Origin of the sequence: Mesorhizobium sp. LSJC280B00, from assembly GCF_000502835.1 — a bacterium.
Taxonomy (GTDB): Bacteria; Pseudomonadota; Alphaproteobacteria; order Rhizobiales; family Rhizobiaceae; genus Mesorhizobium.
The window spans coordinates 216,382-228,339 of sequence record NZ_AYVL01000001.1; the positions used below are offsets into that span (position 1 = coordinate 216,382).

At 61.1% G+C, this 11,958-nt stretch carries 9 protein-coding genes; 8 read left to right on the forward strand and 1 reads right to left on the reverse strand.

Annotation, left to right across the window (positions count from 1 at the left end):
- Positions 1-499: 499 nt before the first annotated feature.
- The 8 genes from X773_RS41725 (at position 500) to X773_RS41755 (ending at position 11,358) form a co-directional block, all read left to right on the forward strand.
- Entirely contained in the window at positions 500-3,628 is a 3,129-nt protein-coding gene (locus X773_RS41725) for a PAS domain-containing protein (RefSeq protein ID WP_023674194.1), read from the forward strand.
- A gap of 374 nt (positions 3,629-4,002) precedes the next feature.
- On the forward strand, positions 4,003-6,840 hold the full coding sequence (locus X773_RS41730; protein WP_031211074.1) for an MASE1 domain-containing protein: 2,838 nt from the start codon (positions 4,003-4,005) through the stop codon (positions 6,838-6,840).
- The gene (locus X773_RS41735) at positions 6,837-7,478 is read left to right on the forward strand and encodes a response regulator (RefSeq protein WP_023674196.1); all 642 of its coding nucleotides are present in this window, start codon (positions 6,837-6,839) and stop codon (positions 7,476-7,478) included. Before X773_RS41730 ends, X773_RS41735 begins: the two co-directional genes overlap by 4 nt.
- A 2-nt stretch (positions 7,479-7,480) precedes the next feature.
- Positions 7,481-7,870, forward strand: coding sequence for a response regulator (locus X773_RS41740; RefSeq protein WP_031211076.1), 390 nt, complete (start codon positions 7,481-7,483; stop codon positions 7,868-7,870).
- Positions 7,860-8,543, forward strand: coding sequence for a response regulator transcription factor (locus X773_RS0136990; RefSeq protein WP_031211078.1), 684 nt, complete (start codon positions 7,860-7,862; stop codon positions 8,541-8,543). Before X773_RS41740 ends, X773_RS0136990 begins: the two co-directional genes overlap by 11 nt.
- A 549-nt stretch (positions 8,544-9,092) precedes the next feature.
- Positions 9,093-10,082 (forward strand): alpha/beta hydrolase, encoded by a 990-nt coding sequence (locus X773_RS41750; RefSeq protein ID WP_031211079.1) that lies wholly within the window; start codon positions 9,093-9,095, stop codon positions 10,080-10,082.
- Positions 10,083-10,132: 50 nt separating this feature from the next.
- On the forward strand, positions 10,133-10,495 hold the full coding sequence (locus X773_RS0136995; protein WP_023674201.1) for a hypothetical protein: 363 nt from the start codon (positions 10,133-10,135) through the stop codon (positions 10,493-10,495).
- Between the two features lie 113 nt (positions 10,496-10,608).
- Positions 10,609-11,358 carry a glucose 1-dehydrogenase gene (locus X773_RS41755; RefSeq protein WP_023674202.1) on the forward strand — a complete coding sequence of 250 codons (750 nt, stop codon included), beginning with the start codon at positions 10,609-10,611 and terminating at the stop codon, positions 11,356-11,358.
- A 241-nt stretch (positions 11,359-11,599) separates the two neighbouring features.
- Here the strand turns inward: X773_RS41755 and X773_RS74180 are convergent, their stop codons facing one another.
- Positions 11,600-11,851, reverse strand: coding sequence for a DUF680 domain-containing protein (locus X773_RS74180; RefSeq protein ID WP_084640930.1), 252 nt, complete (start codon positions 11,849-11,851; stop codon positions 11,600-11,602).
- Positions 11,852-11,958 lie beyond the last annotated feature (107 nt).

Here is an 11,958-nt window from a genome sequence, read left to right on the forward strand (position 1 = left end):
CTTCAAAGTGGATTTTCTCGTGGGCGGTCTTCGGCACTACGGAGATCCGCGCCGGCACGTTCGCGCGCCTGAATCCGGCTGACTGATAATACGACCTGTGCTGAGGTTCAGTACGAACTACCGATCAGGTTCTGTTGTCCGGCTTCGTCATCCAAAGGACCGGGATGCGCCTGATCACGCTTGCGCCATTTGGCATTCTGCTCTTCGCAGGCGCGATGTGGCTGCTGTCTGCTTCGACGAGCGGTAGCGTCTTACCTGTCCGGCTCGTATTCCCAGTGATATGTGTTGATGCATCGATCCGCGTCGCTCCTCGCGCGAGGCCATCGTAAGGGCCCCCGTAGCGGCGATATCTCCGCGCAATGCATGGATTTCCATGAGATGCAGCCGAGGCATGGCGGAACTAGATTTAGGCGGTGAGTTCGCCTGTCCAGATATTGAAAACAAGTGCTATATCAAGCGCTGACCGTCCCCAGGCTTTTTTGTCCGACAGGAGAAGCCAATGACAGCAGCGTCCAACTCACTTGGCGAAATCGACCCCGAAGCAACGCTTGCGCTGCAAATCATCGAGAGCATGCCCGGCCACGCGTGGGCAGCCGATGCCGCCGGAAGATTCACCTATGTCAGCCCAAACACCCTGGCGTTCCTCGGCAACACGCATGAGGGTCTCAACACTTCCGAAGACGACGATGAGTTCGGCTGGCGTCGAGCCGTCCATCCCGACGATTATGATCCTGTAGCCGCCAGATGGCGGCATTGCCTCGAAACCGGCGATCCCTATGATACCGAGCATCGCCTGCGGCGCGCCGATGGCGTCTATCGCTGGTTTCGAAGCTCAGGACGACCTTTTCGCGATAGCCAGGGGCGCATCATTCAATGGTACGGCACGACAATAGACATTGAGGACCAGAAGCGGGCCGAGTCAGCATTGCGCGACCGGGAGCGGGAACTCTCGCAACTCGTGGACATGGTCCCGAGTCACATCTGGCGGCTCGATCCCGACGGCGAGCCGATCTTCTTCAATGGGCGCATGGTCGACTTTCTCGGCCTCGACGTAGCGGATCTGGACCGACCGGGCATGAGCCGGCTGGCGGTGATGATACAGGCCGCCGTTCATCCGGACGACGCGGCAGCATTCGGCGATGCACTCCGTGGTTGCTTCGCTACCGGTGCGAGCTTCGCGATGCGCTATCGCCTGCGCCGTGCCGATGGCGTCTATCGCTGGATGTCGAGCCGGGCGGAGCCGATGCGCGATGACGCCGGCCGCATCGTCCAGTGGTACGGCCTCTGTCACGACATAGACGATCAGATGCACGCCGAAGCGGCGTTGCGGCAGAGCGAGCAGCAACTTCAGCACATGATCGACGCGGTGCCGGTCCGCATCTGGAGTGTGATGCCGACCGGCGGGCCGGTCTACTTCAACAAGCGATACCAGGACCATTTCCGCTCCGTTATCGCGAACTTTGATGTGCTCGGCGAGCCGGGCATCGAAACGTTGCTGCACGAGGTGATTCATCCCGAAGATGCGCCCGAGGTGCAGCGCACGTTGTTGACCTGTTTCGAAACTGGCGGCGGCTCCGCGATGCGGTTTCGCTGGCGCGAAAAAGACGGCACCTATCGCTGGGCAGAGTGCAGGGTCGAGCCGCGGCGCGATGACGACGGAACGGTCGTGCAGTGGTACGGGGTTTCTCTCGACATCGACGATGAGGTGCGCGCGCAGGCCGCGTTGCGCAAAAGTGAGCGGCGCCTTCAGCAGCTGATCGACACCGTGCCCGCTTTGATCTGGAGTACGACACGGGAAGGGACGCCTTCCTACGTCAACAAACGGTTCACCGATGTAACCGGGGCCACGCTCCACGACATCACCGCCCCGGACGGGTCGCCGTCGCTGAGCGTGATCCACCCAGACGATATCGACACCGCACGGCAGGCGATCCGCCATTCATTCGCAACGGGCGTGCCTTACGTTCAGAGATATCGCCAGAGGCGGGCCGACAGCGGCTATCGCTGGACCGAGACTCGCGCCGAGCCGCTGCGCGACGAAGATGGCAGCATTCTCCAATGGTACGGCGTGAGCGTCGACATCCATGACCTGGTGACCACGCAAGCCGCGTTGCACGACCGGGAACGAGAGCTCTCGCAGCTCGTCAACATGGTTCCGAGCTACCTCTGGCGGCTGTCTCCCAACGGTGAGCCGACCTTCTTCAACAAGCGCCTGATAGATTTTCTCGGCCTGGACATAGCGGACGCGGAAAAGCCGGACACGAGCCTGCTGGCGGCCTTCATTGCCACCGTCGTCCATCCCGACGATGCAGCCAGCCTGAAGGAAGCACTCGACAGCTGCTTTGCCACCGGCGAGCGCTTCTTCATGAAGTATCGCCTGCGCCGTGCCGATGGCGTTTATCGTTGGATGGAGGGCCGCGCGGAGCCGCTGCGGGACCAGGGTGGACGCATCGTCCAATGGTACGGCCTTACGCACGACATCGACGATCAGCTGCGCGTCGAAGAGGCGCTGCGCGAGAGAGAACGCGCTCTCTGGCAGCTCGTTGAAACGCTGCCGGCAATGATCGATTGCGCCGCGCCGGATGGCGAACCGATATATCGCAGCCAGCAGCTCCGCGAATTCCTCGGATACAATCTTGAGGAATTGGACGAAGCGGGAAAGTCCCGGCTGGCTGGCACACTCGACGCCGGTGTTCATCCCGACGACCTGACAGGTGTCAAAGAGAGATATGCCCATTGCCTGTCCACAGGCGAGCCGTATGCGCGACGGCACCGTCTGCGGCGCTTCGATGGTGAATATCGCTGGGTCGAGACGCGCGCCGCGCCGATGCGCAACGCTGAAGGCGCCATAGTGCAGTGGAACGTTATCTGCCTCGACATCGAAAATGAGGTGCGGACACAAGAGGAGCTTCGGCTGGCACAAGAGAGACTTGCGCGTGCGAGCCAGGCGGCGAGCCTTGCCGAACTCTCCGCATCCATCGCTCATGAGGTGAACCAGCCGCTGGCCGCCATCGTAGCCAACTCCAACGCATGCCACCGTTGGCTGTCCGCCGAGCCCCCGAACGTCGAGCGCGCGAAGATCACGGCCGAGCGTATCATCCGCGATGCCAACTCGGCGGCGGATGTCGTCAGCCGCATCCGTGCCTTGTTCAGACCTTCGCTTGAAATGAGAACCAGCACACCGATCCCCAGCGTCGTTGCCGAAGCACGTGACCTTATGGCCGAGGAAGCCATGCGGCGTCGCGTTCGCATGGACATCGACGTCGAAAGCAACCTTCCGCTGGTTGCGTTCGATCGCGTCCAGATTCAGCAGGTCCTGGTCAACCTCATTCGCAACGGCATGGAGGCGATGGACAACACGGCGGGCGACAAGGTTCTCGGAATGCGCGTGCGCCGGATAGAGGACACGATCCAGACCGAGGTCCGCGACCGAGGCCCGGGTATCGAACGTCCCGACAAGATATTCGAGCCGTTCTTTACAACGAAAGGGAACGGAATGGGCATGGGGCTCGCGATCTCCCGTTCGATCATCGAGTCTCACGGCGGACGCCTTTGGGCGGAGAATAGCGTGCCGCGTGGGGCGACATTCATCTTCACCCTCCCGGTTGAAGCGAAAGCTGCGCAATAACTGGCGGCGCTCAGTAAGCGCTTGGTTTTTTCGGCTCTCGGTGAAGGGGCGCCGCCGCCCCGTGCAATGCATGGATTTCCATGAGGTGCGGTTGGGGCGTGGCGGGATTAGGGTGGCTACGTGAGTCCGTCAGCCCAGTCCAGCTATCAAGAGCAAGTGCTACACGAAGCGCCGACAATCTCCAGAGTTTGTTTGTCCGTCAGGGGCACCCGATGACGATAGCGCCCAACTCACTTGGCGAGACCGATTCCAGCGCAACGCGCGCGTTAACGCATGACTTGGACCGATCCGGACCGGGAAGTGGCCGATCTTTCGCGACGAATGAACCGGGCCTGATTCGCGGCAACATGATCAGTGATCTTGAAAGAGGCAGGTTGTCGCGCGTCTGGTCGCACCGTCCCCAATTCTTACATCTGGGGCTTTTTATTACGGCCTATGTCCTGGGCTGCGGCTTCGCCCAGTCGCTCGCAATCATACCTGGAACAGGGATTTCCATTTGGCCTCCGAGCGGGCTTTTCATCGCTACGCTTGTCTTCGCCTCCAGGTATAGCTGGCCGTGGTGGGTGCTGGGGGCCTGTGTGGCAGAACTGTTCAGCAACTTCTTGTGGTTCCACACTCCGCTGCCCGCGGCCTTCCTGATCTTTGCCGGCAACGCTCTTGAAGCGGTGGCCGGCGCATGGCTTGTGAACCAGACCTGCAAGCGCCCAGTTCGGCTGGAAACGTTGCGGGACGTTCTCGCATTCGTCGCACTGGCCGCTGGAGTTGCGCCAGTTGCAAGCGCGACGGTGGGAAGTGCGGCGCTTTCGTGGTTTGGCATACAATCGCAAACCTTTGCGACGGCTTGGCCGCTGTGGTGGATCGGAGACGCGACGGGAGTCCTGATCGTAGCGCCACTGGCGCTGGTCGTGTTCCAGAACTGGCGCGGCAAGGCGCAGCTCTCGGCGGCGCGGTGGATGGAAGCTTGCGTCCTGGGGCTGATCTTTCTTGGTACCGCCGCCCTTTCCTTGAGCGGCTATCTGCCCTTCGCCTACATCATCATGCCGCCTCTTCTTTGGGCCGCGGTGCGCTTTGAGTTCCGAGGCGCCGCCGTAGCATTGACCGTTCTCGCTCTGATCACGGCGGTATTCACGATATCCGGCGCCAGCCAATTTGCCGGCGATCCCGAGTCCCAGAAGCACAACCAGATCATGCTGCAGCTTTTTCTGGCCATCTCTGCATTTTCGGCGCTCGTCATGGCCGCCATTTCCAGGCAGCATCAGGCGGCGGTGCTCACTTTGCGCCAAAGTGTGGAGACCTTGCGGGAGCGGGAGCGAGAACTCTCGTTGCTGGTCGAAATGATCCCCGCTCACATCGCCCGTATGGCGCCCAACGGCGAACCAACCTTCTTCAGCAAACGCACGACAGACTATATCGGCCTCAACGACATCGCGGACTGGGACAAGCCGGGCACGAGCCGCCTGGCGACCGTGGTCGCGGCAGCCGTCCATCCCGACGATGGACCCAGGATGAGAGAATGGCTCAGCCGCTCGCTCGCCACCGGCGAACCCTATCCCATAAGGTATCGCCTGCGTCGCGCGGACGGCGTGTACCGCTGGAGGGAGGGCCGCGCCGAGCCGCTGCGGAACCAGAGTGGGGCGATCGTGCAATGGTACACGGCCAGCATTGACATCGACGATGAGGTGCGCGCGCAGGAGGCATTACGCGACCGGGAGCGGGAGCTCTCGCAGCTTGTCGACATGGTTCCGAGCCATGTTTGGCGCCTGACGCCGGACGGCGAGCCGACCTTTTTCAACAAGCGAATGGTCGACTTTCTCGGCCTTGACGTAACGGATTTGGACAAACAGGGCATCAGCCGGCTGGCGGCGATGATAGCGGCCATCGTCCATCCGGACGACGCAGCAGCATTCGGCGATACGCTCAGTCACTGCCTCGCCACCGGTGAGCGCTTCTCCATGAGGTATCGCTTGCGCCGCGCCGATGGCATCTATCACTGGATGTCGAGCCGGGCGGAGCCGATGCACGATCACGCTGGGCTGATCGCGCAGTGGTACGGTCTCTGTCACGACATAGACGATCAGATGCAAGCCGAAGAGGCCCTGCGGCGGAGCGAATTGCAGCTTCAGCAGATGATCGACGCTGTGCCGGTCCGCATTTGGAGCGCGGTGCCGACCGGCGGGCCGGTCTACTTCAACAAGCGATACCAGGACCATTTCCGCGCCGTCATCGCCAATTTCGAAACACTCGGAGAGCCGCGCATCGAGGAATTGCTGCAAGAACTGGTTCATCCCGAAGATGCTCCCGAGGTGCTGCGCACGTTGCTGAGCTGTTTCGAAACAGGCGGCGGTTCCGCGATGCGGTTTCGCTGGCGCGAAACAGATGGCTATCGCTGGGCGGAGTGCAGGGTGGAGCCGCGGCGTGATGAAGACGGGGCGGTTGTGCAATGGTACGGGGTTTCCCTCGACATCGACGAAGAGGTGCGCGCCCAGGAAGCGCTGCGACAAGCCTCCGACAAACTCGCGCAAGCCACTCAGGCTGCAAGTCTCGCCGAGCTTTCCGCTTCGATCGCGCACGAGGTGAATCAGCCGCTGGCCGCGATCGTCGCCAATTCCCATGCATGCCACCGTTGGCTGTCCGCCGCCCCTCCGAACGTCGAACGCGCGAAGATTACGGCCGAGCGCATAATCCGGGACGCTAATTCGGCGGCGGACGTCGTCGGCCGCATCCGCGCGCTGTTCAAGCAATCCACCGAGACGAGGACCAATGCGACGCTCAGCAGTGTCATCGCAGAGGCACGCGACCTCGTGGCCGAGGAAGCGATGCGTCGGGGCGTTCGCACCAGCGTTGATGTCGGAAGCGACATTCCGCTAGTCGCGTTCGATCGCGTCCAAATCCAGCAGGTTCTGGTCAATCTCATCCGCAACGGCATGGAGGCGATGGACTCTGGTGCGGATGACGGAGTTATCAGCATCCGCGTGCGCCATATCGGGGATGTTGTCCAGACGGAAGTCAGAGATCGCGGCCGGGGCGTCGCGTTTCCCGACCGGATATTCGAACCGTTCTTTACCACGAAAGAGCAAGGGATGGGCATGGGACTGGCGATCTGCCGTTCGATCATCGAGTCGCACAGCGGGCGTTTATGGGTCGAGAAGAACGAACCACGTGGAGCGACGTTTATCTTCACGTTGCCGATTGAAGCGAAAGCGGCGTCATGACGACGGACGGCCAAATTGTCTTCATCGTAGATGACGATGAACGCATCCGGGAGGCGCTCAGTGAGCTGCTGGCTACACACGGCATGTGTGCCCTAGCGTTCGGATCGGCGGGCGATTATATCCGCGCTGACAAGCCGGACGTCCCTGCCTGCCTCATCCTCGATATCGAGTTGCCGGATATTAACGGCCTCGATCTGCAGCGGCAGATTGCCGAGGGCGATCATCCGCCGATCGTTTTCCTGACGGGACATGGCGATATCCCGTCCTCGGTGCGTGCGATCAAGCACGGCGCCGTGGATTTCCTGACTAAGCCCTTCAGCGATGCAGACCTCATGGCCGCAATCCATGCGGCGATTGCCCAGGATCGGGTACAGCGATCGGAGCGCGCCGAGCTGGGCGTGTTGAAGCAACGTTATCTCGAGCTGACGCCGCGCGAACGTGAGGTGCTGCCGCTGGTGGTCAGTGGTCTGCTCAACAAGCAGGCGGCCGCTGAACTGGGGATCAGCGAAGTTACGCTGGAAATTCATAGAAGGAACGTCATGCAGAAGATGGTCGCGGCGTCGCTCGCCGACCTCGTTCGCATCGCCGAGCGATTGGGAATACCGATCACGCACTCGCGCCGGGCAGGGGGGAACTGAGGGTGAGCAAGCGGAGGCCTGTCGTGGCGATTGTCGACGATGACCCAAGACTGCTCGAGTCGCTGGAGGACCTTCTGGAGTCCGCCGGCTATGTGGCCCGCAGCTTCTCGTCGGCAGGGTCGTTGCTGGTCAGCGGCCTGTCTGGATTGGACATGCTTATCACCGACATCGGGATGCCAGGCATGGACGGCTTTGAACTTCGCGACTTGGTCAAGAAGGCGCGTCCGGATCTGCCTGTGTTCCTGATCACCGGCCGCCACGAGATAGTGGATCAGCACCGCGCCAAGGGCATTGGCAGGCTTTTCCGCAAGCCGTTCGATGGCCAGGCACTGCTTGCGGCGATCGGCGACGCTTTGCGCAACCCAGAAACGGAGGCTGAACATGAGAGTTGACCAATTGCCCTTACCGAGATCGACGCCGTCATCACAGCAGCGAAGGGCTGAAGCCGAGCAGCCGCTGGTCATTATTGTCGATGATGATGCCTCTGTTCGGGAGGCGCTGTCTGAATTGATCCTGTCGGCGGGTTTCCTGCCGGTGTGCTTTACCTCAACCCGTGAATTGCTTGACGCCGACGTGTTGGAGAGCCCCGGCTGCTTGATCCTCGACGTGCGCATGCCGGGGACGAGCGGTCTCGATCTGCAGCACCATCTTGCGAAAAACGGCAACCCCAAACCCATTATCTTCCTGACCGGGCATGGCGACATCCCGATGACTGTCCAGGCGATGAAGGCCGGCGCCGTGGACTTTCTCACCAAACCGGTGCGGGATCAGACGCTGCTTGACGCTGTGATCGCCGGCATTGCGGTGGATGCCAAGCGGCGGGCGGATGCCGTGATCGTCAAGCGCAACATCGAGCGCGTCGAGACGCTGACGCCGCGCGAGCGCGAGGTCCTGCGTGAAGTGGCGCGCGGACGCCTCAACAAGCAGATCGCCTTCGACCTCGGCATCAGTGAAGTGACGGTCAAGCTTCACCGCGGCAATGTCATGCGCAAGATGGAAGCCGCTTCCATCGGTGAGCTGATCCGGGCGTGGGAAACGCTGCCCGCGCCGATGCGCGAGGTCTAGATTTTGGCACAAGCCGATCCATGCCCCATCCAATAGGATCGCCCGGCGCGCCCGGCCATTTCAGGTGCTTTCTCAGCGCGCCCAGGCCTCCTGCCTGTTGGTACGCTCGTGCTGCTGCGGGTGATCCCGATGTACATCGGTGGTCCTGTTGGTGTTTCGCGGCAAGGCCGCGCCAAACATCGGTTACCACTGAGCGGCGCCCTTTGGCGGCGCCAGTCTGACCGACAAAGTCGCAACATTTCATGCAACAGCAACTGACGCCGGCCATGCCGCGTCGGTCCCCGCGCCGCTACCCAAGCCTAAATTGACGTGTGTCTATAAGAGCTTGCCTCAGCCCGGCCCTATCTTCGGCGTGCCTGCCCTGCACTTTGGCATCGTATGACAGATGCTTCCGTAGAATAGGTTCGCGGCCCGGATCGATGCATCCTGTTCCTCGCAAGCCATCACGACCGTCGCGTTTCTACCGCTCCTCGCTCGCTCCTCCCCGAACGCGACCGCACAGGCCGACTCGACGGTCGTGATGGTGAGCAGGATGCTCAAAGCACATGGATGGATATGATGAACAAAGACGGACTTTTCTCCGTCGGCGGATCTCGCCGCGATGTCTTGTTGGCAGGCCTGATCTCTACGGCAGCCGCCGGACTGCCCCGCGCTGCTTCGGCAACGAGCCGAAAACAAAACCTTCCCTCTTTCCCCTCAATCAAAGGAACCAAGACGATGAGCACCATCACGACCAAGGATGGCACCGAAATCTACTACAAGGATTGGGGCAAGGGTCCTGTCGTCACGTTCTCGCACGGCTGGCCGCTGAATTCCGACGCCTGGGACGGCCAGATGCTCTTTCTTGCCCATAACGGCTTTCGGGTCGTTGCGCATGACCGGCGCGGCCATGGCCGATCGAGCCAGGCCACGTCCGGCAACGACATGAACGGCTATGCGGACGATCTTGCAGCCGTGATCGAGGCGCTGGATCTCCGGGACGCCACGCTGGTCGGCCATTCCACCGGAGGAGGCGAGGTTGCTCGCTATATCGGACGGCACGGGACGAAGCGGGTGGCCAAGGCTGTTCTTATCGCCGCTGTTCCGCCGATCATGGTGAAAACGCCGGCCAATCCGGAAGGTCTGCCGATCGAGGTATTCGACGGCATAAGGGCTGGCCTCGTCAAGGATCGTTCGCAGTACTACCGGGACCTCGCACCGTTGTTTTATGGCGCGAACAGGCCAGGCGCCAAGGTTTCCCAGGGGACTCTGGATCAGTTCTGGCTCTGGAGCATGCAGGCGGGTCTCGTGAACGCGTACGAAAGCGTCAAGGCGTTCTCCGAGACCGATTTTACCGAGGACCTCAAGAAGTTCGACGTACCAACCCTCGTCCTGCATGGCGAGGACGATCAGATCGTCCCCGTCAAGGACTCGGCAGTCAAGTCGGCCCGATTGATCAAAGGCGCAAAGGATATCTATTACCCCGGCGCGCCCCACGGGATCACGGCCACGCACCAAGATCAGGTCAATGCTGACCTGCTCGCCTTCATCAAAGGATAGCACGCCCTCAGTCACGACCGCATGTTCTCCGCAATTCCTTGGAGCCGCCGATGACCACCTTTGGCAATATTTCGCGCGCCCTGAACCGCATTTCGGGTGGCGCGCCAGGTCAAACCTTGTGCGCTCGCATAGCCGAGCGGTGGCCTGAATGCTGGTTCTGTCGGCTCATGTCCCGGATTGTGGAACCGAACCACTGCGCCATCGAGCTGGAGCGCTGGCAGAGGCGCGAAACATATGCTGCGCCACGGCTGCCACTCGGGCAACTGCGCCTGTGCAGCGCGGAGGCGATCGCCGGCGTTCGACACTACGTCGCGCTGTCGGGGGTCGCCGCCGCGCGCTTGTTCTGCCTTGAAGGCCAAAGCGCTCTCCAAGACGTCAAACTGGCTAAGCGCCGGGAGTTTATCAATCGGTAGCCGTTTGCGATTGCCGCTCATTTTGGCGGTCTCAATTCGGCGTGAAATTTTCTTGGCGAGCAGTTGCGACTATCGCAGCAGCACCGGCACTATTTTTCGAAGGCAGGAACGAAATGGGCGCACTCTCGGGCAAGATCGCAGTGGTCACCGGCGGAAACAGCGGGATCGGACTATCGGCTGCAAAAATCTTTGCGGCCGAGGGCGCGCAAGTCGTCATTACCGGCCGCCGGCGGCAGGCGGTCGAGGAAGCGGTCGCACAGATCGGGGCAGGCGCGCTGGGCATTCAGGGAAATGTGGCCGACGTGTCGCACCATGACGAGGTAGCGCAACAGATCCGCCAGAGGTTCGGGGCGCTCGACATCTATATGGCGAACGCCGGCATAAACACCATCACGCACTCGGCCGACGTCTCCGAGGCAGAATATGATGCGCAATTTGCCGTCAATACGCGGGGCGTCTTCTTCGGCGTCCAGAAGCTGATTCCGGTCATGCGGAATGGCGGCGCAATCATCCTCACAGGCTCGCTGGCCAGCGAGAAGGTTCTGGACGGTCATGCTGTTTACGCGGGCTCGAAGGCGGCCATAAATGCCTTTGCGCGCGGTTGGGCGATCGAACTGAAGTCTCGCGGCATCCGGGTCAACGTGCTCAGCCCAGGTCCGGTGGATACGGCTATTCTCGATAAGCTAGGCGTACCGTTTGAGCAGCGCGGGCTGTTTGAAAAGGCGATGGCGGAGGCAATACCCCTGGGCCGGATGGGGCAGCCGGAAGAGCTGGCAAAAGCTGCTCTGTTCCTTGCCTCGGACGCGAGCAGTTTCGTCACGGGCATCAATCTGCGGGTCGACGGCGGGATGGCAGTGCTCTGAGCCACGACTGCGATGTCGCGCCAATAGACTGGCGAATAACGCCGGAGCAATCGGTCTTCCTCACGACGATTTTCCGGGAAGCTGCCGCACGAATCCCGCCAAATAGGTCGGAGGCGAGACGTTTTGTCGACGTGGTGCAAATTGAGCCACGTAAATGGCAAGTCGCATTGCAGGGATCGACGCGCAAGAGAGAAGTCGGCTCGCCGATACGGCGGAAGGACCGAGGTCACGCCCCGGTCCTTCAAATTTTTCTGTAGGTCGGGATCAGTGACCCCCAGATGCCCTGGCCATATTCATCGTTGGGAACAGTCGGCTTGCGTGCGGTTTTCGGCACCCCGATATCGTTGTTCATTTTTTGGATCGAGGATGTATACATGTTGTCAGAGGCAGTCGCAGGCTGCTGGGCTCCGTTTGATCCATAGTGGTCGCTTCCGGCAGTGGCGCTTCCTGCTGTAATAACAAACACGGCGACAGCAAGGACTGTCATTTTCATTTCAGTAACTCCATTGATAGTTTGGATGGTATTCACACATGCAAATATAAATGTCGTGACGCAGCGACACGATCAGACGGTCCGGCTGTTTGACTCATACCAAGGCA